Source organism: Delftia sp. HK171, assembly GCF_001886655.1.
Classification (GTDB): Bacteria; Pseudomonadota; Gammaproteobacteria; order Burkholderiales; family Burkholderiaceae_C; genus Comamonas; species Comamonas acidovorans.
The window spans coordinates 1227288-1251269 of record NZ_CP018101.1; the positions used below are offsets into that span (position 1 = coordinate 1227288).

Below are 23982 nucleotides of genomic sequence, written 5' to 3' on the forward strand. Positions count from 1 at the left end.
CAGGCTACAGCGCGATCAGCTTGAACACGGCCCGCGCCGTGCACACGGCCTGGCCCGCGCTGTCCAGCACATTGCCCTCGCAGAACACGGTGCGCGCGCCTGCGCGCAGCACGCGGGCCTCGATCAGCAGGTCGGTGGTGGCCGAGGCCAGGAAATGCGTGCTCATCTCGATGGTCACCACGCCCAGCCCCAGGGGGTTGGACGAGCGCGCGGCCGCGCTCAGCGTGAAGTCCAGCGCGCTCATCAGCGCGCCGCCATGGCCATGCCCCCGGCTGTTGGCCAGGTGCGGATGCATGGGCAGCCGCGTGCGCGCCAGGCCGGGCGCCAGGCTCACGGGCTCCAGGCCGATATGGGACATGAAGGGCACGTCGATGCCGAAGTAGCCGCGCGCCAGCGCGGCGGCCTCCAGGTCCGGGGCGGTGGAGATTCCAACGGCGTTCATCCGATCTCCGCAATCGCCTGGCCTTCGGCCACCGGCTCGCCCACGGCCACGAGCATGCGGCGCACGACGCCTGCCACCTCGCTTTCCACGGGAATCTCCATCTTCATGGACTCCACGATGATGAGTGTGTCGCCCAGGGCGACGGTGCCGCCTTCGGCGGCTTCCACAGCGGCCACGAGGCCGGCGATGGGGCTTGTGATCATGTTCGGGGTGGTGGTCATGGGTAGGGCTTTCAAAGGTGGGCCAGCACGCGCTGGGCGATGCCGGTGTCGATGCGCAGGTCCAGGAAATCGGCGTGGCCCAGGATGCGTTCGATGAAGGGGATATTGGTCTTCACGCCCTCGATGCGGGTCTGCGCCAGTGCCTGGCGCAGCCGTGCGATGGCCTGGGCGCGGTCGCTGCCATGGGCCACGAGCTTGGCGACCATGGGGTCGTAGAAGGGCGTGACGCTGCAGCCCTGGGCATAGCCGGTCTCCACGCGCAGGCCTTCGCCCTGGGGCATCTCGAAGCGGTCCAGGCGCCCCGGCGAGGGCAGGAAGCGCACGGGGTCTTCGGCATAGATGCGCGCCTCGATGGCATGGCCGCGGGCCACGGGTTCGGCGGGCAGCACCTCCCGCATGCGCTCGCCGGCGGCCAGGCGGATCTGTGCCTCGACGATGTCGATGCCCGTGATCTCCTCGGTCACCGCATGCTCGACCTGCAGCCGCGTGTTCATCTCCAGGAAGACAAAGCCGTGCTGCGGCGTGTAGAGCATCTCCACGGTGCCGATCACGTCATAGCCCGTGCGCGCCAGCAGGCCGGCCAGCAGTTGCCGCATGTCGGCCAGGGCCTGCGCGGGAATGCCTGCGGGGCGGGCCTCTTCCACCACCTTCTGGTGGCGGCGCTGCACCGAGCAGTCGCGCTCGAACAGCACGCGCACCTCGCCATGGCGGTCGGCCAGCACCTGGAACTCGATGTGGCGCGGCGCCTCGATCAGCTTTTCCAGGTACAGCTCGGCCGTGCCGAAGTACTTGGCGGCAATGCCGCTGGCCTTGGACCAGGCGGCCTCCAGTTGAGGTGCATCGTGCGCGGGCAGCATGCCGATGCCGCCGCCCCCGCCTGCGGGCTTGACCAGCACGGGAAAGCCGATGCGCGCCGCCTCCGCCTGCGCCTCCTGCAGGCTGTGCAGCACGGCCGAGCTGGCCGCCTGCGGCATGCCCTGGGCGGCCATGAAGGCCCGCGCCTGGGTCTTGTGGCCCAGCGTGCGTATCCAGTGCGGCGAGGGGCCGATGAAGCACAGGCCCTGGCGCTGCACGGCCTCGGCGAACTCCGCGTTCTCGGAGAGAAAGCCGTAGCCCGGGTGCACGGCATCGGCGCCGGTCTCGCGCGCCACCTGCAGCAGCCGCGCCTGGTCCAGATAGCTTTGCGCGGCGGGCGCAGGGCCTATGCACACGGCCTGGTCGGCCGCGCGCACATAGGGCAGGCCGGCATCGGCCTCGGAGTACACGGCCACGGATTCAAGGCCCATGCGCCGCAGCGTGCGGATCACGCGCGCGGCCACGGCGCCCCGGTTGGCGACCAGCACGCGGCGGATGGGGTGCGGGGCGCCGCTCATGCCGCCTCCGAGGTCGCAGCTGGCGCAGCGGCCACGGCCACCACCGCATCGACGATCACTGGCGCCTGTGCGCCGCGTGCCACGAGCACGGGATTGGCGTCGACCGACTGCACGCGCCCGCCCTGGGCCAGCATCCAGTCGCCCAGCCGCACCATCATGGCGGCCACGGCCTCCAGCTCCACGGCCGGCATGCCGCGCACGGCCGCAAAGGCCGGGGCGATGGACAGGCGCGCAAGGGCATCCTGCGCCTGCCGCGCACTGAAGGGAGCCACGAGGAACTGCACGTCCCTGAGCGCCTCCACCAGCACGCCGCCCTGGCCGACCATGACCACCACGCCGAACTCGGCATCGACATGGGCCCCCAGCGCCAGCTCGAAGTCGGCCCTGTGCTGGGCGCCCAGCAGCAGGCCGCCATCGGCCGCGCCCAGGCGGGCCAGCGTGGCGGCGAAGTCGCCAAAGGCCTGCAGCGCCTGCTCCGCCTCGCGGATGTTGAGCCGCACCAGGCCATGCTCGGACTTGTGCGAGAGATCGGCGGACACGCCCTTGGCCACCAGGGGCCGTGGCAGGGACTCGATGGCGGCACGCACCTCGTCCTCGCTCCTGCAGACCAGATGGCGCATCACCGGCAGGCCGGCGCGGGCGAGTTCGGACAGGCTGGAGGGCTCGTCCAGCGTGAGGGAGCGGGAGGCCGCCGCCGGCACCGATGCCTCGGCAGACGGCGCCTGTGCCTGCCTGCCACCGGCCTGCTCGGCCAGCAGCGCCAGGCCGCGCATGGCGGCGCGTTCGCTCCAGAAGGTGGGCACGCCCTGGTCCTGGAAGGCCTGGGCCACCCAGTCCTGGTTGACGCTGACCGCAATGGGCACGCCGGTGTCGCGCGCAAAGCGGCTGGCCTGGCCCGCGAAGTCGGCAAAGTCATAGCCCTCGCCGCCGATAGGGAAGCCCACGTGAACGAGGTCCGCCGCACCGCTGCCCGACAAGGCCCGCAGCGTGTCGCCGAAGGTCTGCGGCCTGCCCAGCAGGGCCGTGGTCATGTCGATGGGATTGCGCGCCGTGACATAGGACGGCAGGGCCTGGGACAGGCCGTCCAGCGTGGCGGCATCGAACGGCTCCAGGGCCAGTCCGTATTCCTCGGCCGCGTCGGCCGACAGCACGCAGGTGGCGCCCGAATTGCTGATGCTGACCACGCGGCGACCGCGCGGCGCAGGCTGGGACAGGAACAGCGGCGCGTAGTCGATCAGCTCGCGGAAGTCGGCCAGGCGCGGTATGCCGTGCTGGCGCAGGAAGGCATCGGCCAGCGCGTCCTCGGCCGCCAGCGCGCCCGTGTGCGAGCTGGCCGTGGCCTGGCCTGCGCGCGTGCGGCCGGCCTTCACGGCCAGGATGGTGACGCCGCGCGCATGGGCAAGCCGCGCGGCCTCGGCCAGCCAGGCGCTTTGCCGCAGCGTCTCGATGTAGAGCACGACCAGGCGGATGCCTTCGTCCTCGACCACGGCGCGCACGGCTTCGGCTGCGCAGACATCGGCCTCGTTGCCCGTGGACAGCATGTAGCGCACGCCGATGCCCGCGCGGCGCAGGCCGCCGTAGAGAATGGCCGCACCCGCGCCGCTCTGGCTGACGATGGCCACGGGGCCGTCGGCCGGCGCGTTCTCGTTGATCATGGTCGAGAAGTTGAGGATGGCGCCCGTGGCGAAGTTGGCCACGCCCTGGCAATTGGGGCCGAACAGGCGCAGCCCGCCGCCTGGCGCCTGGCGCGCCCGCGTCACCAGGTCGGCCTGCTGCCGGCGGCCCTCCTCGCCCAGCTCCGCAAAGCCCGAGGAATAGATCACGGCCAGGCGCGCGCCCACGGCCACGCAGTCGTCGATGGCGGCGGCCACGTCCTCTCCGGGCAGGCTGATGACCACGGCATCGGGCGCCTCGGGCAGCGCGCGCAGCGAGGGGTAGGCGGCCAGGCCCTGGACCTCGGCACGCTTGGGATTGACGGGCAGGATGCGGCCTGCGAAACCATGGCGCCGCAGGTAATCGATGGGCCGGCCACCGGCCTTGATGGGGTTGTCGGAGGCGCCAAGGATGGCGACGGAGCGGGGGTTCAGTGCTTGCAACAGAGACATGCGTACCTCATCAATCCAAAGACAAGGCTTCGCGCTGGATGACTTGGCCCCAGTCGGCCACTTCCTTGGCGATGCGCTGGCCGAACGGCGCGGGCGGCATCATCACGGGCTCGCCCTGGCTGCTGAGCACGGCGCGGATGCGGGCGTCCTGCAGCACGCCCCTGGAGGCCTCGTAGAGCCGGTTGACGATGGCCGGCGGCGTGCCCGCAGGCGCCAGCAGGCCGGCCCAGAAGGTGACGTCGAAATCGGCATAGCCGGCCTCGGCCATGGTGGGCACCTCGGGCAGCTGCTGCATGCGCCGGGGCGCGGTGACGGCCAGCGCCACGAGCTTGCCGCTGGCGATGTGTGGCAGCGCGCTCCAGGTGTCGAACTGCGTGTCCAGCTCGCCGCTGAGCACGGCCATCTGCGCCTGCGATGCGCTCTTGTAGGGCACATGGGTGGTCTTCACGCCCGTGCGGTTGCTCCAGGCCGCATAGGCCAGGTGGGCGATGTTGCCGGGGCCGGCCGAGCCGTAGCTGAGCTTGTCGGGATGGCCCTTGGCGAAGGCGATCACATCCTTGGCCGAGCGGATCTGGTGCTTCTGCGCCCACTCGGGGTTGACGGTGAGGATGAAGGGCGCATCCAGCACCATGGTGATGGGCGCGAAGTCCTTGGCGCGGTAGGTGATCTTCTTGTAGATCTGGGGGTTGATGGTGATGCTGCTGGAGTTGGTGACCAGCAGGGTGTAGCCGTCGGGCGCGGCGCGCGCCACCTCGCCCACGCCGATGGCGCCGTTGGCGCCGGGCTTGTTCTCCACCACCACGGGCTGGCCCAGCGACTTGCTCAGCGGCTCGGACAGCGCGCGTGCAATGGTGTCGGTGAACGAGCCTGCAGGAAAGCCGACCACGATGCGCACGGGGCGCGTGGGCCATTTGTCCTCCTGGGGGGCCTGGGCCTGGGCCGCCGTCGCGGCGCAGATGGTCAGGCACGGCGCCAGGCACAGGGCCAGGGCGGTGCGGCGCGAGGGCGCGCGCGGTTGTCTGGTTGCCATTGCTTTGTCTCCTTGGGTTTTTATGCGTTCAGGGCCGCAGGCCGAACTGCGGCGCTCCGGCCTCGCGCAGCGGCGCGGCCAGTTCCACGAATTCGCTGAGCAGGGCGCGCGTGTCGCGCGGATCGATCACCTCGTCGATGCCGAAGGCCTCGGCCGTGCGGAAGGGCGAGGTCAGGCTGCGCACGCGTTGCTCGATCTCGGCGCGCTTTTGCACGGGGTCGTCGGCGCCTTCGATCTCGGCCTTGTAGGCCACCTCCAGCCCGCCCTCGATGGGCAGCGAGCCCCAGTTGGCCGAGGGCCAGGCATAGCGGAAGTTGAAGCGGCCCATGTGCTGGTGGCCGGCCGCCGCCACGCCGTAGGCGCGGCGGATGAGGATGCTGCACCAGGGCACGGTGGCCTGGTAGACGGCGGCCAGGGCGCGCACGCCGTAGCGCATGACGCCGGCCTTCTCGGCCTCCACGCCGATCTGGAAGCCCGCGATGTCCACCAGGTTGACCACGGGCAGGTGGAAGGTCTGGGCCATGTCCACGAAGCGCGTGAACTTCTCGGCCGAGGGGCCGTCCCAGCCGCCGCCGTAGAAGTACGGGTCGCTGGCCACCACGGCCACGGGCCAGCCGTCGATGCGCGCCAGCCCGGTGACGATGGCCCGGCCCCAGTGGCGGCCCGTCTCCAGGAAGGAGCCCTCATCGACCAGGCATTCGACGATGGGCCGGATCTTGTAGACCTTGCGGCCATCACGCGGAATGGCCGACAGCAGCCATTCGTCGCGCCGCCGCGGATCGTCCTGCGGCGCGGTGCGCGCAGGCAGCTCGTACACCGACGATGGCAGGTAGGACAGGAAGCGGCGCACGCGCTCGAAGGCCTCCTGCTCGGTGGCCACCTCGTCATCGACCACGCCGTTGCGCGTGTGCACCTGGCTGCCGCCCAGCTCGTTCTTGGTCACGTTCTGGCCGATGCGCGCCACCACGGGCGGGCCGGCATTGAACAGCTGGGCGGTCTCCTTGACCATCACCGAGTAATGGCTGGAGGCCACGCGCGCCGCGCCCATGCCGGCCACCGAGCCCAGGGCCAGCGAGACCACGGGCACGGTGGACAGGTTCTGCACCACCTGGCTCCAGACCTTCATGGTGGGCACGCTGGTGTAGCCCTTGGTCTCGATGTTGCGCACCGAGCCGCCGCCGCCCGTGCCGTCCACCAGGCGCACCATGGGCAGGCGCAGGTCGTGCGCCATCTTCTCGGCAAAGATCAGCTTGTCGCCCACGGCGCCGTCGTTGGCGCCGCCGCGCACCGTGAAATCGTCGCCCACCACGACCACGGGCCGCCCGCCCACGCGCGCCCGGCCCATGATGAGGTTGGAGGGCGTGAAGTCCGTCAGCCTGCCCAGGCCGTCGTACTGGCCCGAGCCGGTGAGCGAGCCCACCTCCACGAAGGACTGCGCGTCCGTGCAGGCATCGATGCGCTCGCGCACCGTGAGCTTGCCGGCGGCCTTGTGCCGCGCCACCTTGTCCTCTCCGCCCAGTTTGGCCGCCAGTGCGCGGCGGTATGCGATCTCGTCCACTTCGGGTTGCCAGCTCATGTCGTCGTGTCTCCTTGTGCCTGTAGAGATGCACAAGGCGTGCCAGAACGCAGCGCGTTGAATTCAAAGGATTTTTTCCACAGTCGACCTGCGCGTGTCCACATCAAGGACAGCCTCGAAGACACGGGTTGAGCACTGTCTTCAATGGAGACACCACGGGGACAGACCCGTGGCCTGCGCGCCGCTAGAGTGCGTTCACCCCAGCCACTGCCCGCCATGCCCATGCCCAGCTCCCCCGACCACCGATTCGGCGTTCTCGTGTGGCGACGCGACTCGCCCGAGCCCGTGGCGCGGCTGGGCCTGGCGCAGGAGCCGCTGCTGCATGCAGCCGTCACCGAGGCCCTGGCCCGCGCGCACGGCGACGGGCACAACCCCATCGGCCATGGCCAGTTGCTGCACGTGGAAACACCGGGCCCGCGCGGCACGGTGGCCCGCCATGTGGCCGTGGTGCTGGCCGATGCCGAGGGCGAGGTCGCCCTGCTGCGCCCGGCCGACGAGGCGGCGGCGCTGTTCGACATGGTGGCCAGCGTGCCCTTCGCCTTCGCCATCCTCAACATGTTCCTGACCAACCCGTACCAGGCGATCACGGTGGCCGACCATGAAGGGCTGATGCGCTACATCAGCCCCGTGCACGAGAAGTTCTTCGGCCTGGCGCCCGGCACGGCCGCAGGCCGGCGCGCCGAGGACGTGATCCCCAACTCGCGCCTGCCCCACGTGGTGCGCAGCGGCCGGGCCGAGATCGGCGACCTGCAGCAACTGGGGCCTGGCGTGAGCCGCATCGTCAACCGCATGCCGGTCTACGAGGGCGGCGCCGTGGTGGGCGCCGTGGGCCAGGTCAGCTTCAGCGGCGTGGAGGCGCTCAACCGCATGCAGCAGCGGCTGAACCAGCTGCATGACGAGGTGCAGCACTACAAGCGCGAACTGAGCCAGCTGCGCGGCGGCACGCCCACGGCGCAGATGGTGGGCGCCAGCGCCCCCATGCAAAGGCTGGCACGCGAGATCGACGCCGTGGCGCGGCTGGACGTGCCCGTGCTCATCCTGGGCGAGAGCGGCAGCGGCAAGGAGCTGGTGGCCCAGGCCCTGCATGCGCGCGGGCGCGATGCCGACGCGCCCCTGGTCAGCCTCAACCTCGCGGCGCTGCCGGCCACGCTGATCGAGTCCGAGCTGTTCGGCTACGAGGCCGGCGCCTTCACGGGCGGGCGCCGGCAGGGCCAGCCAGGCAAGCTGGAGCAGGCCGAGGGCGGCACGCTCTTCCTGGACGAGGTGGCCGACATTCCCATGGAAATCCAGGTCAAGCTGCTGCGCGTGCTGGAGGACCGCCAGGTGCAGCGCCTGGGCGCGCACAGCGGCCGGCAGGTGAACTTCCGCATCTTGGCCGCCACGCACCGCGACCTGCGCGGCCTCATCGACAGCGGGCGCTTCCGGCTGGACCTGTTCTACCGCCTCAGCGGCGTGGTGCTGCATGTGCCGGCCCTGCGCCAGCGCCTGGAGGACATCCCGGCCCTGGTGCAGCGCTTTGCCCAGTCGTTCTGCGAGCGCAACGGCATTGCGCTGCCGCGCATCGCGCCCGGTGTCATGCCCTACCTGGCCCGCCAGGCCTGGCCCGGCAATGTGCGCCAGCTGCGCCAGCGCGTGGAAGAGGCCCTGGTGTTCTGCGACGGCCAGCTGCTGGGCGTGGACAACTTCGCGCGCCACGAAGACCCGCTGGCCGGCGCACGACCTTTGCCCGTTGCCGAGCCCGGCATGCCCTCCACCGGCGCCGTGGCCCCGCTCAAGGACCAGGAGCGCAACGCCATCCTCGACGCCATCGCACGCTGCGGCGGCAACAAGAAGCTGGCCGCGCAGGAGCTGGGCATCTCGCGCTCCTACCTCTACAAGGTGCTGGGCGCGGCATCGCCCGGCTGAGCCTGTCGGGCCGAGGGCAGGGAATTCGAGACAGCGGCTGGCCGCACCGTTGCCATACTAGGCACCCCGTACCCCCTGCCGTCCCTGCCGCCTCTGCCGCACCCGGCGCCCCGAATGCAAGACACCCGAGACGCGCTCGAACAGCGCCAGATCCCCATCTACTTCGCCGCCGTGGCCCTGGCCGCGGCCGCCGCCTGGGCGCTGCCCGGCACGGGCGTGCCGGAGCGTGCCATCAACCCCGCGCTGGCGCTGATGCTGTACGTGACCTTCTTGCAGGTGCCCGTGGCCGAGCTGCGGCGCGCCTTCGGCCAGGTGCGCTTCCTGGCCGCGCTGATGGTGGCCAACTTCATCATGGTGCCGGTGCTGGTCTGGGCCCTGCTGCAGTTCCTGCCCGCCGACCCCCTGCTGCGCCTGGGCGCGCTGCTGGTGCTGCTGGCGCCCTGTATCGACTACGTGGTCACCTTCTCCCACCTGGGACGTGCCGACGCGCGCCTGCTGCTGGCGGCCACGCCGGCCCTGCTGATCGCGCAGATGCTGGCCCTGCCCGGCTACCTGGGCCTTTTCCTGGGAGACGATGCGGCGCGGCTGGTGCAGGCGGGGCCTTTTCTGCATGCGTTCGTGTGGCTGATCGCCGTGCCGCTGGCCCTGGCCGCTGCCACGCAGCTGTGGGCGGCCCGCAGCCGGCGCGGCGCCAGCGCCTCGGCATGGCTGGGCCTGCTGCCCGTGCCGGCCACCGCCCTGGTGCTGTTCGTGGTGATCGCCTCCGTGCTGCCCCAGCTGGGCCCGGCCACGCACGCGGCCTGGAGCATGGTGCCCGTCTACGCGGCCTTCGCGGTGGCGGCGCCCGCGCTGGGCTGGCTGGTGGCGCGTGTCTTCCGACTGCCTGCGCCCGCAGGCCGCGCCGTCGCGTTCAGCGCGGGCACGCGCAATTCGCTGGTCGTGCTGCCGCTGGCCCTGGCCGTGCCTGGCGCCATTCCCGTGCTGCCGGCCGTCATCGTCACGCAGACGCTGGTGGAGCTGCTGGCCGAGCTGGCCTATGTGCGCGTGATTGCGCTGTGGGGCCGGGACCGGGAGCCGGCCCTGGCCCGCGGTCAACGCGATGACGCCGCGCCATAGGCCTGGCGCAGTTGCGCCATGTTGTCCAGCAGCGCCGTCGGCCCGGCGCTGCCCATCAGGTACCAGCCCTTGGGATCAAGGAAGACGACCTGCCCCTTGCGGCCGGCCGCCGTGGCGTGGATCTGCGCGTTGTCGAACACCTTGCGCGAAGCCAAGATCTCGCCGCCGCCTGCCGCCTGGCCCGTGGCCGTGTTGCGGTCGATGACGTAGATCCACTCGGGGTCCAGCCGCGCCACATCATCGAAGCCGTAGGCGGTGCCGCGGGCTGGCAGTTGCGCAGCCGATAGCGCCGAGCGCGCGCCGAACACATCGAACAGAAAGCCGAAACGCGATCCCGGCGCCTGCGGCAGGAGCTTGTCGTTCACGGCCATCAGCAGCAGGCCCGGCGCGGCCTGCGAGGCCTGGGCACGCAGGCCCTGCAGCTCGGCGTGGATGCGCTGCACCAGCGCACGGCCCTGCGCCTGGCGGCCGAACAGCAGCGCCAGCGTGGCGATGTTGCGTTCGATATCGGCCAGCATGTGCTTGCCGCTGACGCTCAGGTCCAGCGTGGGCGCGATGCGTCCCAGCACCTCGGCCTTGCCGGCCGAGCGCCCGCCCACGATGATCAGGTCGGGCGCCAGCCGGCTCAGCGCCTCGTAGTCGGGCTCGAACAGCCCGCCCGCCGCAGGCCGCTGCGCGAAGCTGTCCAGATACTGGGGCAGCTGCGCCCGGGGCACGCCTGCGACCGCCGACGCGGGCACGCCCAGCGCATGCAGTGCATCCAGCGCCCCCAGGTCATAAACCACCGCGCGCCGGGGTGCGCCGGGCAGGCTGGTCATTCCCCCGGCATGCCGCACGGACAGCGGTGCCGCCACCGCAGTCCCCAGGAACAAGGCCGGCAAGGCCAGCGCCGCCGCGCGGCGCGTGATATCGAAGGTCATGGCAAAGGATCCCAGGAAAAAATGAATGGAGTTCCGGCCTCCGGAGGCGGGTGCCGCGCCGGGAAGCGGCGCGGCCTGATCCGCAGGCCACGGGCAGCGGCCGCCCTTGCGGCCGGGATGCCTAGAACTTCACGTTCATGCCGATCCAGTAGCGCCGGCCGTCCTGCACCGTGGCGTAGTCCTCGTAGTACACGTCCTTGTCGAACAGGTTGTAGATGCCTGCGTAGAAGGTCACGTCCTTGCTGTAGTTGTAGGAGCCGCCCATGTCGAACATGGCATAGCTGCCGGCCACCCAGGTGCGCGCCGAACGGCCGCCCGTGGGCTGGCTTTCCTTGCCCCGGTAGGACAGCTTGGCCCAGCCCGCCCATTGCTGCGAAGGCTTCCAGTTCAGCGCCAGGTTGAGCATGTGGCGCGGCAGCTGGCTCAGCGGCTGCCCCGCGAACTCGCCGCTCTTTTGCTCGGACTTGGTGAAGGTGTAGCTGCTGCTCAGGTCCAGCGTGCGCGCCAGCGGGGCCTTGAACGTGGCTTCGATGCCGCGCGTGATGGCCTTGTCGATATTGACGTTGGTGGTGGGCGTGTTGCCCGAGGAATTGGCCGGCCCGCACTCGGGACAGGCGATGCGCGTGATCTTGTCGTTGAACTCGTTGTCGAACACCGTCAGGCCTGCCGACAGGCCGGCGCCGTTGTTGTAGAGCACGCCCAGTTCCTTGCTCAGCGAGGTTTCGGGCTTCAGGTCGGGGTTGCCGTAGATGTTGCCGCCGCGGCTGGACTGGCCCCAGTCGCCCAGGGTCTGGCGCAACGAGGGCGCGCGAAAGCCGGTGGACACGCCGCCCTTGACGGTCCATTGCGCGTCGAGGTTCCACACGCCATACAGGCGCGGGCTCCATTGCGACCCGCCCTTGCTGTCATGGTCGTAGCGCAGGCCGCCGGTCAGGGCGAAGTTCTCGCGCAGGCGCCACTCGTCCTCGGCGAACCAGGCGTACTGCGTGCGATCGGCCGTGGTGCGCGCCGAGCCCGGCAGCGTATTGGTCGTCGTGTCGCGCAGGTCCTGCTGGTTGTAGTACACGCCCGTGGTCAGCAGGTGCTGGCGGCCCAGCGGCGCCACCCAGCTGCTGTTGAACACCGTGTTCCTGATGGTCATGTCGCGCGACAGGTTGCGCGTTTCCTCGCGCTGCAGATAGGTGTCGGAGGAAGCCCAGCCCCAGCGGCCCTTGTGCTGCAGCGAGTAGTTCTCGCGCTCGAACTTGCGGTCGCTGGGCGCATCGGTGGGCAGCAGGGTCATGCCAGGCGACGAAACGAAGTGCTGGCGCGAAGTGCCGATCTCGGCGATCAGGTCGTGGTCCTTGCTGGGGGTCAGCGCCAGGCGCAGGTTCAGCGAACGGTTGTCGCTCTTGTTGTAGCCCTGGTAGATGCGGTCCTGGTCGCGCTTGCTGTAGTTGCCGTACAGGCTCAGGCCCAGCAGGTCGGTCTTGATCGGGCCTGACAGGTAGAAGTTGGTCTGGTAGGCATCGCCCGAGGTGGAGCGCTCCTGCAGCGTGGCGTCGGCACGCACCGAGCCATGCCAGTTCTTCGCCACCTTGCGCGTGATGACGTTGATCACGCCGCCCATGGCGTCCGAGCCGTACAGCGAGGACATGGGGCCGCGCACCACCTCGATGCGCTCGATGGCCTCCAGCGGCGGAATCCAGCTCTGGTCCGTGCCGGTGCTGCCGTTGGTCTGGGTCTCGCGCGTGCTCATGCGCTTGCCGTCGACCAGGATCAGGGTGTAGTTGGCGCCCATGCCGCGCAACGAGATGTCGTTGGAGTTGTTGTCCGAGGGCGTGAGGATCACGCCGGGCACATCGCGCAGGGCATCGTGCAGGTTGCGGTAGGCGCCCTGCTCCAGTTCCTGGCGCGTGATCACCGAGATCGAGGCCGGCGCCTGGCTGATCTCCTGCTCGAAGCCGCTGGCCGTCACGACCAGGGTTTCCAGCGTCGCCCCGCCTGCTGCCTGGGCCAGCGCGCTGCCCGAGGCCAGCAGGCCCAGGCAGGCGCCCAGCGCGGTGCGGCGCAGGGGAACGGCGGTGGAGGGAAACGAAGCACGCAGGGAGGTGCAAAGGGCGGACAGGGCAAAGCCACGGCCCGCCGCGGGGGCTGTGCAGTTGTGCATGGGAAAGCTCGCAAGAAGAATCACGGACGGTCGAACGACCGGGGTGCGCATCCGCTCTGTTGTTTTTGATGAGTGCGAATCGTTCTTATTTTATTTTCCCGTCGACAACGGCCTGGCCGACGGCAGCGCAGCTGCTGTTTTTCTTTACAAGCGGGCCGATCTGTGAGCAATTCATTCAGGATGCTGAATGTTGCCTTGTTCATCAATGACATGCAGGGCCGCCAGTGCCCGGGCGCGTTCAGCGCCCGGCCCGATTCACGGCGTTCCGGCGAGCACGGCAGCTTTGTAAAGTTGGCCCGATGTGGCCCGCAGGCAACATCCTGATACGAAGATCAGGACCACAGCCGCCCCGCATTGGAGACCAGGAACAGCACCAGCCCCACGGCACCGCCGACCACGGTGCCGTTGATGCGGATGTACTGCAGATCCTTGCCGATGTGCAGCTCGATCAGCTCGGACAGCTCGCGCGCATCCCAGCGCCGCACGGTATCGGCGATGTGCTGGGCCAGGAACTGCGAGACATCGGGCGCCAGCGCCTGGGCCCAGCGCTTGAGGCGCTCGTTCATGGAACTGCGCAGCGCCTCGTCGTGCGCCAGCGACTGGCCCAGCCAGCGGCCCATGGCGGCGGTCTTGCGCGCCACCTGCGAATGCTCGTTGGCCAGGTCCGCCTGCAGCTTGGCGCGCAGGCCCAGCCACAGCGCCCGCAGGTAGCCGGCCAGCTTCTCGTCGTGCAGCAGGTAGTGGCGCAGCCGCTCGGCGCGCTCGGACATGGCGGGGTCGGACTGCAGCCGCGTGACCAGCCGGTCCACGGAGGCGTCGAAGGCCTTGCGCATGTGGTGCTCGGGGTTGCTGGCGATGTCCTGCAGCAGGCTGTCGAGCGCGCCCGCAATGGCGCTGGCGCCCTTGTCGCTGAGCCAGTCCGTGGGCAGCATCTTTTCCTTGAGCGGATGCTCGCGCTTGAGCCACAGCACGATGGTCTGGGCGATCAGCACATGGGTCTCGGCCTCGCGCAGCACGCCGCTGACGCGGGCCAGCACATCGTCCAGCACGGCCTGGTGGCGGCCGTCCTTGGTCAGGCCCGACAACAGATCCGCCGCCGCGCGGGGCAGGTCCACCTGGGCCAGCAAGGCCTTGAATGCCTGTGTCAGAAAGCGCTCCACCTGCCGGTCCTGCACCATCTCCAGCGCCGCCAGCGCCAGCCGCGCCACCTGCCGCCCCAGCAGGGTGCTGTTGGCCGGCGTGGTCAGCCAGCCGGCCAGCACGCGGGCGGGATCATGGCGCTCGATCAGCGCCACCAGCGAAGGGCCGTCCAGGAACTTGTCGCGCACGAAATTCGCCAGGTTCTCGCCGATGCGGTCCTTGTTGCGCGGGATGATGGCCGTATGGCGCCCGACCAGGGGCAGCGGAATGCGCCGGAACAGCGCCGACACCGCAAACCAGTCGGCCAGCGCGCCGACCAGCGAGGCCTCGGTCACGGCCTTGATGCAGGCCAGCCACAGCGGCACCTGCTGCCAGTGCCCCGCCGCCACGGACGAGGCCACGAAGCCCAGCGCCACGAACAGCAGCAGCGCCAGCGGCAGGCGCTTGGCCGACTTCAGTGTTTGACGTTGCTCTGGCGACAGCATGGAGCGCAGCATACGACGCCCGTCCGCCATCCGCATGACGATGCCTGCCGCCAAAGCCTGTCAGCCAGCGCCTGCCTGCGAATTGCGCGGACAATACCGGCTTTCTTCAGAACCCTCTTGCGAGAACAAGACCATGACCGACGCCAACGCACCCGCCGATCGCCCCGCACTGCCCGACCACCTGTCCATCGACCCGCGCAGCCCGCACCATGTGGCCGCCGTGTTCGAGCACGACATCGGCATCCGCTTCAACGGCAACGAGCGCTTCGATGTGGAGGAATACTGCGTGAGCGAGGGATGGATCAAGGTGCCGGCCGGCAAGACGGTGGACCGCAAGGGAAAGCCCCTGCTGATCAAGCTCAAGGGCGCCGTGGAAGCTTTCTACCGCTGATTTCCGGCCGGTCGCAAGGCCGGCCGCAACCTCTTCAGGAATCAGCGGGCTTCAGCCCGCATCGGCCCGTGGCGCCGGCGGATTTCTGAACTTCTCCCGCAGCTCGGCGCAGTGGTCCTTGGCGGGCAGGGCATCCGTCTTCTGCAGCCAATCCACATCCGAGGCCTGCGCCACCGATGTCTCCCCCGCCTGCGCCACGGCCACCTTGGCGCCTGCGGCCTCGGGCAGCCAGGTGGGAATGCCCACGCCGCGCAGCACGTGGCCGCGCCCGGCCACCAGCAGCACGGTCTTGCCGGGCTTGACTGCGGCCCTGGCCACCTCGGCCATGCTGGCATCGCGGGCCAGCTGGATGCGGGCCATGGGCGCCAGCTGGGTGTCGGGCAGCAGGCCGCAGTGGCCTTCGCGGATGGCGTCGAGCTGGCGCTGCCAGCCCTCGGGCGGCAGGTGGGTGTCCAGGTTCTCGTTGCGCATGGCCTGCTTCATGTCGGCGCGCGGCAGGTTGCCACCCAGCACGGGCACGCCCGCGCGCACGGCGGCCATGACCACGCCGCGGTAGCGCGGCCAGGGCCAGGCCGCGTCCTGCCATTGCAGGGCCTGCTGCACCGCGTCCTCGGAGGCATCGCGCGCCAGGCTGGCCGTGGAGCCCGTGCGCGGCGCCATCTCGATCACCAGCGCGGCCAGGCGCTCCTGTTTTGCCAACTGCTCCACCGTGGCCTGCTGCCAGGCCTGGTGGGCGACCGCATCGTGCTGCTCGCCCAGCAGCACGATGGGCGCGTCGGACCAGCGCTGCAACTGCTGCGTCCAGTCCCGCGCCGGGGCGGAGGAGCTGGCGCAGCCTGCAAGGGCTGCCGCCAGCAATGCGGCCGCAGCCAGGCCGGCAAGGCGCGGGGTGCGGATGAAGGGGCGGAGGTGGGAGCGGACTTGCATGGCCCCATGCTAATCACTGGCCTCGCCCGGGGACGCCATAGGCCCTGTGGGCATTGGGGGCAGTTGAAAGGATCCTAGGAATCGGGGCGGGGGCACGGCGCAAACGGGTGGCGCTTGATTCAGGTCAAGACGCGCAAATGTGCCGTGGCTACAGTGCAGCCATGCATGGCAAGCCCTCGCTTTCGACCAAGCTGCTGCTCATGGGCGCGGCCTGCCTGCTCGCGGCCGTGGCATCGATCGGTTTCACGCTGTGGGTGGCCTGGCAGCTGGAGGGCGGCGCGGCGGCGGTGAACGAGGCCGGGCGGCTGCGCATGAGCATGGTGCGCATGGCCATGGCGCGCCAGAACGAGGCGCCTGCGCAGTGGCAGGAGCGCGCACGGCAGTTCGACGCCAGCCTGGACCTGCTGCGCAGCGGCGACATGTCGCGGCCGCTGTTCGTGCCCTGGAGCGATGCGGTCAGCGCGCGCTACGAGCGCATACGCGGCGACTGGAGTGCGCTGCGCACGCAGTGGCAGGCCGAGGACCATGTCGATGCGCAGGCCATCATGGGCAGCGCCGATGCCTTCGTGCGCGAGGTGGACGGCTTTGTCGAGGCCATCGAGGACCGGCTCTCGCGCTGGACGGCCATCCTGCACCTGTTTCAGATGTGTCTGATGGCGCTGGCCATCATCGCAGCCGTGAGTTTCATGGCCACCAGCTACTGGCTGGTGCTGCATCCCGTGGGCCAGCTGCGCTCGGCGCTGGAGCGCATGCGCCGCGGACACCTGGACACGCGCATGAGCGTGGAGGTGGACGACGAGTTCGGCCAGCTGGCGGCCGGCTTCAACCTCATGGCCCAGTCGCTGCAGAGCTCGCACGCCGAGCTGGAAGACAAGGTGCGCGAGAAGACCGCCAGCCTCAACGTGCAGCACCAGCAGCTGCAGGCGCTGTACGCGGTCAGCGTGCAGGCGTCGGAGGCCGCCAGCCTGCAGTCCCTGGCCGAAGGCTTTGTGCGCCAGGTCCGCCTGGCGGCCCAGGCCGATGCGGCCACGGTGCGCTGGTCCGACGAGGCCAACGAGCGCTACGTGCTGCTGGCCGGCGACGGCCTGCCCCAGTCCATGTCGGTGCAGGAGCACTGCCTGCACACGGGCGCCTGCCTGTGCGGCCAGCCGCGCGAGCAGGCGCGGCTGCGCGTGATCCCCATCACGCCGTCCAGCGACCTGCAGCTGCCGCACTGCCGCGAGGCCGGCTTCGAGACCGTGGTCAGCATCCCCGTGCAACTGCAGCAGCGCCTGCTGGGCGAGGTCAACCTGTTCTTTCGCTCCACCGTGGTGCTCACGGACGACATGCGCGACCTGCTGTCCGCCATGGCGCGCCACCTGGCCAGCGCCATGGAAAGCCTGCGCGCCACGGCGCTGGAGCGCGAGGCCGCCGTGGCCGAGGAGCGCGGCCTGATCGCGCGCGAGCTGCATGACTCCATTGCCCAGTCGCTGGCCTTTCTCAAGATACAGACCCAGCTGCTGCGCGACGCCGTGGCCAAGGGCCGTGACGAGGCGCGCGACCGCAGCCTGGGCGAGCTGGAAGTGGGCGTGTGCGAATGCTATGCCGACGTGCGCGAGCTGCTGGTGCATTTCCGCACGCGCACCAGCGCCGAGGACATCGAGGCCGCGCTGCGCGCCACGCTGTCCAAGTTCGAGCACCAGACGGGCATTGCCACCTCGCTGAGCATGTCGGGCCAGGGCCTGCCGCTGGCGCCCGACGTGCAGATCCAGGTGCTGCACATGGTGCAGGAGGCGCTGTCCAACGTGCGCAAGCACGCGGGTGCCAGGCATGTGGAGCTGCGCGTGGGGCGCCACCCCTGGCGCTTCGAAGTCTGCGACGACGGCTGCGGCTTCGTCCCCGCCGCCGTTGCGCCGGACTCGCTGCATGTGGGCCTGGGCATCATGCGCGAGCGCGCCCTGCTGGCGCAGGCGCTGGTCCATGTCCATTCGCGCCCCGGCGAGGGCACGCGCGTGCTGATCGAGCTGCCGCCGTCGGCCTCGGCCGGCGCGCCAGCGCAGGCCCTCCCCTCGAACGCGTGACACGCTCCCGCAAGAAAAAGACCGCCCCATGTCCTTCTCCAGCCCCATCTCCGTCTTCGTCATCGACGATCACACGCTGTTCCGCCGCGGCCTGATCGCCCTTATCGCCCAGGACGCAGGCCTACGCGTGGTCGGCGAGGCCGGCGACGCGGGCGAGGCCCTGCGCCTGGTGCCCGCGCTGGCGCCCCAGGTCATCCTGCTGGACAACCACCTGCCCGGCGTGCTGGGCGTCGATGCCATCGCGGGCCTGCGGGCCGCATCGCCCGGCAGCCGCGTCGTCATGCTCACCGTGAGCGAGGACGGCCAGGACCTGGCGGCCGCGCTGCGCAACGGCGCCCAGGGCTATCTGCTCAAGACCATCGACGGCGACCTGCTGTCCGAAGCCCTGCGCCGCGCCGCGCGCGGCGAGCCCGTGGTCAGCCCCGAGATGATGGGCAAGCTGGTGGCCGCCTTCCAGTCCCAGGGCGCGCCCGAGCCCCAGGCGCCCGAGCCGGACGAGGCCCCGGCCTCGCCGCTGTCCCCGCGCGAGGAAGAGGTGCTGGTCCAGATCGCCCGAGGCGCCAGCAACAAGGAAATCGCCCGCACGCTGGACATTGCCGAGACCACGGTCAAGATCCATGTGCAACACATCCTGCGCAAGCTGGGCCTGAGCTCGCGCGTGCAGGCGGCGGTGTATGCGTCGGAGCGGCAGCGGGATTAGCGGCCTACGCTGTGGCTGAAGCCCAACCATCCCCAGCACACCGCAGCGCCCACACCCAGGCCAGCGCGGCCGCCACGGTCAGCCCGGTGAGCATGGCCGCCGCGCCCATGGCGTCCAGCGCCACGCCGGCCGCCAGCGGCACCAGCATGCGGCTGGCGGCGAACAGGCTGGCCTGCAGGCCGTAGTCGAAGGCCTGCCAGCGCGGGCGGGCGAATTGCATCATCAGTCCGAAGACGCAGGCCGAGGAGGCGCCCATGGCCGCTGCCACGCAGGCCACGGCCGCGACCAGGCCCGGGGGCGGGGCGCCGGCTGCGATGACGGCCGCCAGCAGCGCCAGCGCCGCCACGTTGCAGCCCGCATACAGGGGCAGGGCGCGCCGGGTGCCCAGGCGACGCGTGAGCAGGGGCGAGGCCGCGCCCGCCAGCGCGGCCACCACGCCGCCGCCCATGCCGGCCAGCAGGGCAGCCTGGGCCGGCGCGAAGCCATGGTCCAGCATCAGCGGCTTGAGGTAGAACCAGGCCGCGCCGATGAAGGGGAAGTAGCTGACCAGCACCAGGGTCCAGCGCCAGGCGCCGGGCTGGGCGCCATAGCCGCGGACCATGGCGGCCAGTCCAGCTTTGGGCGCAGGCAGCAGCACAGGCGAGGGCGCATCCCCGGGCTCATGGCGCACCACCCAGGCCAGCAGCAGGGCGCCCAGGGCCAGCGCGCCGGCCAGGCAGAGGAAGGGCGCGCGCCAGCCCCATTTCGCCTGCATGAGCAGCATCATCCCGCCGCCCACGATGGCGCCCAGCGACAGCGCCGCTGCGCGCACGCCCCCGGCGCGCATGCGCTCGGACGCGGGCAGCAGGCGGATGGCCAGGGCGCTGACGGGAATGTCGGCCCAGGTGGCGGCCAGCGCGGCCGCGAAGGCCAGGCCGAACAGCCACAGGCGCTCGGCCAGCAACTGCTGCCAGCCCAGGGCCAGCAGCACGGCCGCATAAGCCAGGCACAGGGCCAGCGCCCAGGCGCGGTAGCGCGGCTGGCCGTTCGCGCTGCGCGCTTCCACGGGCGCGGCCAGCGCGAACTTGATCAGCGCGGGCAGCCCTGCCAGCTGGAACAGGCCGATGGCCGCGCCCGACCAGCCATGCTGGCGCATGACCAGGGGCAGGCCCAGCCAGAGGTAGACGCTGGGGGCGGTGAGCGCCAGGTGCAGCCAGCCGAACAGGGCCTGGAGCAGCCAGACAGGGCGGGGAGCTGCGGCCTTCATGGCGCGGCCTTGCGGGCAATGAGCACGGCCAGCGGCGCCATCGGAAACTCGCGCGACTCGATGCGTTCGATGCGCTCGAACCCGGCCTGCGCCAGCAGCGCCTGCAGCTCGCCGCGCCGGGTCACGCTGCGGCCCAGCAGGCGCATGGGCAGGTAGTAGGGCAGGGTGCGCAGGGCGGCTTCGGGCGTCTCATCCACCTCGGCATGGGCGCAGACGAAGACGCCGCCGGGCGCCAGCGCGTCGAACACCTTGGCGACCACGGCTGCCGCATCGGGCACGAAGTGCAGCACGGACGAGCACCAGACCAGGTCGTAGCCGCTGCCTATGCCGTCCGTGGCCAGATTGCCGCCCAGCGCGGTGAAGCGGTCGGACAGGCGGGACTGGCGGGCGTTGTCCGCCGCCACGGCCACGGCCTCGGGCCAGTCGAAGACGCTGGCCTGCAGCGCGGGCTGCCGGCGCAGCAGGGCCAGCGCGATCCAGCCGGGGCCGCCGCCCAGGTCCAGCATGCGGCGCATAGCGCCGGCCTCGGGAACCTGCTGTAGCAGGTTCAGCGCGGCAGGCACGCTGACGGCGCGCTGCTCCTGGCCGATCTGGGCGCGCGCGGCGGCGGCCCAGCCTTCGGCATTGCCCGTGGCCAAGGGGGCGCTGCAGGCCGAGCCGTCCCCGGCAGGGCCGTGCTCGACCAGGCCGCGCAGCAGCGTGGCGGAGTGGCGCAGCGAGCGCAGGCGGAACAGCCAGGCCGCGCCGCAGGACTCGGGCGATGCGCTGTGCAGGTAGCGCAGCGCATCGGTGGCCAGCAGGTAGCTCACGGGCTCGTGCTGGCCGCGCCGCAGCAGGCCCATGCTCCACAGCAATTCCAGCCAGTGGGAGGTATTGGCCTCATTCCAGCCCTGGGCCAGGGCCAGCTCGGCCGGCGTCTGGGGCGTGGCCAGCCGGTCCAGGGCGCCCGATTCGAGCGCCAGCACCAGGGCCTCGGCCTGGACCTGGGCGGCGGCCAGGTCCCACAGCGGCTGCAGGGCGTGAGAGGGGGTGTGGGTAGGGGATTCACAGCGGGGTGTATTCATCGGAAGGTCCTTTTCACGAAAGGGAGTCACATGCGCCAGGTCAGCCGCACGCCGAACTCGCGCGGCGGGCTGTAGACCACGACCTGGCCGTTGAGGTAGCCCACGGCGTCGTAGCGGCGGTTGGCGGCATTGCGCAGGTAGGCGGCGATTTCCCAGGACCCCTGGGCATAGCCGGCCGACAGGTTGAGCAGCCCGTAGCCGGGGCGGCGGTAGGCGTTGGCGGCGTCCAGGTAGACCTTGCCCGTGCCCTGCACGGCAGCCTGCGCCCACCAGCGGCCGGGCGCGTCGTAGCGCAGCGCCACATGGGCCGTCATGTCGGGCGCAAACGGGTTGCGGTGGCCGTCATAGACGGCGGCGCCGTCGCGGAAGCTGCCGAAGCGCGTGCGGTTCAGGCCCAGGGCGGTCTGCAGCTGCCAGCCGCCGCCGAACACATAGTCCAGCTCGAAGTCCGCACCCGTGGAGCGCGCCCGCGCCGCATTGGTGATGTAGACCACGCCCGGCAGGCCCATCTGCTGCACCTGCATGTCGCGCACCTGCTGGGTGTAGACCGAGGCCGCATAACGCAGGCGCTGCCCCAGCAGCCGGCCCTTGGCGCCGATCTCCCAGGCGCGCACGGTCTCTGGCTCGTAGGCCGCATAGCCCATGGCCGGAGAGAACACGTTGAAGCCGCCCGCGCGGTAGCCCTCGCTGAGGCTGGTGTAGACCTGGCCCTTGGGCGACCACTGGTATTGCAGCGAGAGCTTGGGGCTCAAGCGCGACCAGTCGTCGCTGCGCGCCGCCGCGCCCACGGGGGCCAGTTCCACGCGGTTGCGCTCCACGCGCGCGCCGGCCGCCAGCGTCCAGCGCTCGGACAGCGGGACGGTCCAGTGCGTGAACAGCGCCGCCGTGCTGCCCTTGAGCCCGGCCGTGGGCCGCATCAGCGCGGCGGGCAGCTTTTGCTCGTAACGCAGGTCATGGTCGTCGCGGTCCAGGTACAGGCCGGCCAGCCAGCGCGCGTTCCACAGGCCTGCGGCCTCGCCCTCCAGGCGCAGTTCCTGCGAGGTCGTGGCCAGGCGGTAGTCGCGCCGCACGTGGAGCAGGTCGGCGCGCTGGAAGTCCGTGTCCTGCAGCACGCGGTCGTCGAAGACATTGCGTGCGGTGATGGAGCGCAGCCGCAGCCCCGAGGCAAAGCGGTGCGAGACATCGAGCGACAGCGTCTGCCCGCGCGAGCGGTTCCAGCTGTCCGTGCCCGAGTTCACCGTGGCGCGCGGCGCGGCAATGCTGCCCCATTGCGCGGCGCCGTCGTCCCAGCGCTGCTGGGCGTAGCGCAGCGTGGCCTCGGTCTCGGCCGTGGGCGTCCAGCGCAGGGCCAGGCGGCCGCTGGCGCGCTCGCGGTCGTCCACGCGCGCTCCCGTCGCCTGCTGGCGTATGAAACCGTCCTGCGCGCGCCACTCGCCCGACAGGCCGATGTAGAGCTGGCCCGGCACCAGTGCGCGGCCCAGCTCGAAGCTGCCCGCGCGCTGGCCGTGGTTGCCGGCCTCGGCGCTGATCGATGCATAGGGCGTGTCGCCGGGCTGGCGCGTGACGATGCTGACCACGCCCGCTTCGGCATTGCGGCCGTACAAGGTCGATTGCGGGCCGCGCAGCACCTCCACGCGGTCCACGCCCTGCAGGTTGTGCTCGAAGCCCTGGGCCATCAGCGTGGGCACGCCATCGACCAGCAGCAGCGTGGACGAGGAGAACGACACGAAGTTGGCCGTCAGCCCGCGCATCACGGGCGGCTGCACGCCCGACTGGCCGAAGGCCTGGAACACAAAGCCCGGCACCTGGGCGGACAGAGCGTCCAGCCCGCGCACGCCAGCCGCCTCCAGCGCCGCGCCCTCGAAGACGGAGACGCTGGCGGGCACGGCGTCCAGGCTCTCGGCCTGCTTGTTCACCGTGACCGTGATCTCGGGCAGGGCGGCTTCGGGCGCCTGGCCCTGGGCCGCCACCGTGAAGGGGGCCAGGGCCAGCGCGGCCGGCCAGCGAAGGGGGAATGCCATGGTTTTCTCGTCCTCTCCAAAAGGGAATCTCGTTGGAGACCGATGCTAGGGAAGATGAGAATCGCTATCATTTGAAAACGTATGCGCGCCGGAGCATTTCCTATGCGAAGCGCGCATCCATTCCTCTCCCATGACCTCCCGCATCCCTTCCTCGCTTGCCTTGCCCCAGCCCTGTGCGCCGGGCTGGACGCGGCATGCCCTGCCCGCCGAGCTGGGCGACTGCCATGCGGAGCGCTTCACGCTGGGCGACGGCATCGTGCTGGCGCGCTCGCACTACTGCCCGCTGCGCGACCTGGTGGAGGACAGCGTGCAGGCCGATGCCTCGGACCAGGGCCGCACCCTGGTCATCACGCTGGGGCTGGCGGGCGAATCGGGCTTTGTGGCGCGTGGCGGCGCGGCACTGCGCTTCGGCGCGGGGCAGACCACGCTGGCAGCCTTTCGCGGCAGCCAGGGCGAGCGCCGCTATGCGGCCGGCCAGACCGTGCGCCAGCTGCGCCTGCTGCTGTCGGGCGCGGCGCTCGACCGCTATCTGGGGCCTGAACTCTCGCAGCGCCTGACCCAGGTGGACGGCGCGGCCGGCGTGCGGCCCTTGGACCACCGCGCCAGCCTGCCGGCCAGCCTGGCGCTGGCGCGGCGCCTGGCCCAACCACCCGGACACCAGCCCACCGATGCGCTGGACCGCCACATCGCCATGCTGAGCCTGGCCGCGCTGGAGCTGCGCCACCTCGCGCCTGCGCCGCAGCCGGCCAAGGCGGCACCGCGCTGGTCGGCCGACGAACTGGCCCGGCTGGAGCAGGCGCGCGAACTGCTGTCCACCCAGATGGACCGCGCGCTGACCCTGGCCTACCTGAGCGCCGCCGTGGGCCTGGGCGAGCACCGGCTCAAGCAGGGCTTTCGCGCGGTCTTCGGCACCACGCCCCAGGCCCTGCTGCTGGAGCTGCGCATGCGCCGCGCCTGGGCGCTGCTGGAGACCGGCTGCCAGGTCGCCCAGGCCGGCTGGCAGGTGGGCTATGCCCATCCGTCGAACTTCAGTGCGGCATTTGCGCGGTTCTACGGGCGCAGCCCGAAGTCCGTTTTTGGCCGCCGCTCCTGATCTGCGTCAAGCCTTTTT

At 70.8% G+C, this 23982-nt stretch carries 20 protein-coding genes; 7 read left to right on the forward strand and 13 right to left on the reverse strand.

Annotation, left to right across the window (positions count from 1 at the left end):
• Positions 1-4 precede the first annotated feature (4 nt).
• From BO996_RS05620 to BO996_RS05645, 6 genes are read right to left on the reverse strand one after another with little or no spacing between them, the layout of a single operon-like run.
• Positions 5-442, reverse strand: a complete 438-nt coding sequence (locus tag BO996_RS05620) for a PaaI family thioesterase (RefSeq protein WP_013804406.1) — start codon at positions 440-442, stop codon at positions 5-7.
• Positions 439-663: an acetyl-CoA carboxylase biotin carboxyl carrier protein subunit gene (locus BO996_RS05625; RefSeq protein WP_012203026.1), complete on the reverse strand. Its 225-nt coding sequence runs from the start codon at positions 661-663 to the stop codon at positions 439-441. Before BO996_RS05625 ends, BO996_RS05620 begins: the two co-directional genes overlap by 4 nt.
• An 11-nt stretch (positions 664-674) precedes the next feature.
• Positions 675-2036, reverse strand: a complete 1362-nt coding sequence (locus tag BO996_RS05630; RefSeq protein WP_071954223.1) for an acetyl-CoA carboxylase biotin carboxylase subunit — start codon at positions 2034-2036, stop codon at positions 675-677.
• A complete protein-coding gene (locus BO996_RS05635; RefSeq protein WP_071954224.1) occupies positions 2033-4141 on the reverse strand; it encodes an acetate--CoA ligase family protein in 2109 nt (702 codons plus the stop codon). The genes BO996_RS05630 and BO996_RS05635 overlap by 4 nt, the downstream gene beginning before the upstream one ends.
• 10 nt (positions 4142-4151) lie before the next feature.
• Positions 4152-5171: a tripartite tricarboxylate transporter substrate binding protein gene (locus BO996_RS05640; protein WP_016451976.1), complete on the reverse strand. Its 1020-nt coding sequence runs from the start codon at positions 5169-5171 to the stop codon at positions 4152-4154.
• A gap of 28 nt (positions 5172-5199) precedes the next feature.
• Positions 5200-6747: an acyl-CoA carboxylase subunit beta gene (locus BO996_RS05645; protein WP_012203030.1), complete on the reverse strand. Its 1548-nt coding sequence runs from the start codon at positions 6745-6747 to the stop codon at positions 5200-5202.
• Between the two features lie 222 nt (positions 6748-6969).
• Here BO996_RS05645 and BO996_RS05650 point away from each other — a divergent pair, with 222 nt between their 5' ends.
• Positions 6970-8652, forward strand: coding sequence for a sigma-54 interaction domain-containing protein (locus BO996_RS05650; RefSeq protein ID WP_071957033.1), 1683 nt, complete (start codon positions 6970-6972; stop codon positions 8650-8652).
• 114 nt (positions 8653-8766) lie between these two features.
• Positions 8767-9768 carry an arsenic resistance protein gene (locus BO996_RS05655; RefSeq protein WP_071954225.1) on the forward strand — a complete coding sequence of 334 codons (1002 nt, stop codon included), beginning with the start codon at positions 8767-8769 and terminating at the stop codon, positions 9766-9768.
• On the opposite strand, the gene BO996_RS05660 is transcribed toward BO996_RS05655, so the two are convergent.
• Both BO996_RS05660 and BO996_RS05665 read right to left on the reverse strand, forming a co-directional pair.
• Positions 9744-10688 (reverse strand): siderophore ABC transporter substrate-binding protein, encoded by a 945-nt coding sequence (locus tag BO996_RS05660; RefSeq protein WP_071954226.1) that lies wholly within the window; start codon positions 10686-10688, stop codon positions 9744-9746. The two genes, BO996_RS05655 and BO996_RS05660, sit on opposite strands and share 25 nt — an antisense overlap.
• 121 nt (positions 10689-10809) lie before the next feature.
• Positions 10810-12837, reverse strand: a complete 2028-nt coding sequence (locus BO996_RS05665) for a ligand-gated channel protein (RefSeq protein ID WP_071954227.1) — start codon at positions 12835-12837, stop codon at positions 10810-10812.
• On the opposite strand from BO996_RS05665, the gene BO996_RS28900 reads away from it, so the two are divergent.
• Complete coding sequence (locus BO996_RS28900; RefSeq protein ID WP_156517036.1) at positions 12836-13003, forward strand: hypothetical protein; 168 nt, start codon at positions 12836-12838, stop codon at positions 13001-13003. The two genes, BO996_RS05665 and BO996_RS28900, sit on opposite strands and share 2 nt — an antisense overlap.
• Positions 13004-13169: 166 nt before the next feature.
• Here the strand turns inward: BO996_RS28900 and BO996_RS05670 are convergent, their stop codons facing one another.
• The gene (locus BO996_RS05670) at positions 13170-14474 is read right to left on the reverse strand and encodes a DUF445 domain-containing protein (RefSeq protein WP_081816128.1); all 1305 of its coding nucleotides are present in this window, start codon (positions 14472-14474) and stop codon (positions 13170-13172) included.
• Positions 14475-14595: 121 nt separating this feature from the next.
• On the opposite strand from BO996_RS05670, the gene BO996_RS05675 reads away from it, so the two are divergent.
• Complete coding sequence (locus BO996_RS05675) at positions 14596-14853, forward strand: DUF3297 family protein (RefSeq protein ID WP_013804396.1); 258 nt, start codon at positions 14596-14598, stop codon at positions 14851-14853.
• Positions 14854-14904: 51 nt separating this feature from the next.
• On the opposite strand, the gene BO996_RS05680 is transcribed toward BO996_RS05675, so the two are convergent.
• Entirely contained in the window at positions 14905-15780 is an 876-nt protein-coding gene (locus BO996_RS05680) for a ChaN family lipoprotein (RefSeq protein ID WP_071954228.1), read from the reverse strand.
• A 161-nt stretch (positions 15781-15941) separates the two neighbouring features.
• Here BO996_RS05680 and BO996_RS05685 point away from each other — a divergent pair, with 161 nt between their 5' ends.
• Both BO996_RS05685 and BO996_RS05690 read left to right on the forward strand, forming a co-directional pair.
• The gene (locus BO996_RS05685) at positions 15942-17840 is read left to right on the forward strand and encodes a type IV pili methyl-accepting chemotaxis transducer N-terminal domain-containing protein (RefSeq protein WP_071957034.1); all 1899 of its coding nucleotides are present in this window, start codon (positions 15942-15944) and stop codon (positions 17838-17840) included.
• Positions 17841-17868: 28 nt separating this feature from the next.
• Positions 17869-18540, forward strand: coding sequence for a response regulator (locus BO996_RS05690; RefSeq protein WP_012203037.1), 672 nt, complete (start codon positions 17869-17871; stop codon positions 18538-18540).
• A gap of 4 nt (positions 18541-18544) precedes the next feature.
• Here the strand turns inward: BO996_RS05690 and BO996_RS05695 are convergent, their stop codons facing one another.
• The 3 genes from BO996_RS05695 to BO996_RS05705 are packed head-to-tail and all read right to left on the reverse strand — an operon-like array spanning position 18545 to position 22871.
• Positions 18545-19786 carry an MFS transporter gene (locus BO996_RS05695; RefSeq protein WP_071954229.1) on the reverse strand — a complete coding sequence of 414 codons (1242 nt, stop codon included), beginning with the start codon at positions 19784-19786 and terminating at the stop codon, positions 18545-18547.
• Positions 19783-20850 (reverse strand): class I SAM-dependent methyltransferase, encoded by a 1068-nt coding sequence (locus tag BO996_RS05700; RefSeq protein ID WP_071954230.1) that lies wholly within the window; start codon positions 20848-20850, stop codon positions 19783-19785. The genes BO996_RS05695 and BO996_RS05700 overlap by 4 nt, the downstream gene beginning before the upstream one ends.
• A gap of 26 nt (positions 20851-20876) precedes the next feature.
• Complete coding sequence (locus BO996_RS05705; RefSeq protein WP_071954231.1) at positions 20877-22871, reverse strand: TonB-dependent receptor; 1995 nt, start codon at positions 22869-22871, stop codon at positions 20877-20879.
• Positions 22872-23001: 130 nt separating this feature from the next.
• On the opposite strand from BO996_RS05705, the gene BO996_RS05710 reads away from it, so the two are divergent.
• Positions 23002-23964: a helix-turn-helix transcriptional regulator gene (locus BO996_RS05710; protein WP_071954232.1), complete on the forward strand. Its 963-nt coding sequence runs from the start codon at positions 23002-23004 to the stop codon at positions 23962-23964.
• Positions 23965-23982 lie beyond the last annotated feature (18 nt).

Coding starts and splice junctions, on each gene's coding strand:
- BO996_RS05620 (WP_013804406.1), bottom strand. CDS start 442: ATGAACGCCGTTGGAATCTCCACCGCCCCGGACCTGGAGGCCGCCGCG.
- BO996_RS05625 (WP_012203026.1), bottom strand. CDS start 663: ATGACCACCACCCCGAACATGATCACAAGCCCCATCGCCGGCCTCGTG.
- BO996_RS05630 (WP_071954223.1), bottom strand. CDS start 2,036: ATGAGCGGCGCCCCGCACCCCATCCGCCGCGTGCTGGTCGCCAACCGG.
- BO996_RS05635 (WP_071954224.1), bottom strand. CDS start 4,141: ATGTCTCTGTTGCAAGCACTGAACCCCCGCTCCGTCGCCATCCTTGGC.
- BO996_RS05640 (WP_016451976.1), bottom strand. CDS start 5,171: ATGGCAACCAGACAACCGCGCGCGCCCTCGCGCCGCACCGCCCTGGCC.
- BO996_RS05645 (WP_012203030.1), bottom strand. CDS start 6,747: ATGAGCTGGCAACCCGAAGTGGACGAGATCGCATACCGCCGCGCACTG.
- BO996_RS05650 (WP_071957033.1), top strand. CDS start 6,970: ATGCCCAGCTCCCCCGACCACCGATTCGGCGTTCTCGTGTGGCGACGC.
- BO996_RS05655 (WP_071954225.1), top strand. CDS start 8,767: ATGCAAGACACCCGAGACGCGCTCGAACAGCGCCAGATCCCCATCTAC.
- BO996_RS05660 (WP_071954226.1), bottom strand. CDS start 10,688: ATGACCTTCGATATCACGCGCCGCGCGGCGGCGCTGGCCTTGCCGGCC.
- BO996_RS28900 (WP_156517036.1), top strand. CDS start 12,836: ATGGGAAAGCTCGCAAGAAGAATCACGGACGGTCGAACGACCGGGGTG.
- BO996_RS05665 (WP_071954227.1), bottom strand. CDS start 12,837: ATGCACAACTGCACAGCCCCCGCGGCGGGCCGTGGCTTTGCCCTGTCC.
- BO996_RS05670 (WP_081816128.1), bottom strand. CDS start 14,474: ATGCTGCGCTCCATGCTGTCGCCAGAGCAACGTCAAACACTGAAGTCG.
- BO996_RS05675 (WP_013804396.1), top strand. CDS start 14,596: ATGACCGACGCCAACGCACCCGCCGATCGCCCCGCACTGCCCGACCAC.
- BO996_RS05680 (WP_071954228.1), bottom strand. CDS start 15,780: ATGCAAGTCCGCTCCCACCTCCGCCCCTTCATCCGCACCCCGCGCCTT.
- BO996_RS05685 (WP_071957034.1), top strand. CDS start 15,942: ATGCATGGCAAGCCCTCGCTTTCGACCAAGCTGCTGCTCATGGGCGCG.
- BO996_RS05690 (WP_012203037.1), top strand. CDS start 17,869: ATGTCCTTCTCCAGCCCCATCTCCGTCTTCGTCATCGACGATCACACG.
- BO996_RS05695 (WP_071954229.1), bottom strand. CDS start 19,786: ATGAAGGCCGCAGCTCCCCGCCCTGTCTGGCTGCTCCAGGCCCTGTTC.
- BO996_RS05700 (WP_071954230.1), bottom strand. CDS start 20,850: ATGAATACACCCCGCTGTGAATCCCCTACCCACACCCCCTCTCACGCC.
- BO996_RS05705 (WP_071954231.1), bottom strand. CDS start 22,871: ATGGCATTCCCCCTTCGCTGGCCGGCCGCGCTGGCCCTGGCCCCCTTC.
- BO996_RS05710 (WP_071954232.1), top strand. CDS start 23,002: ATGACCTCCCGCATCCCTTCCTCGCTTGCCTTGCCCCAGCCCTGTGCG.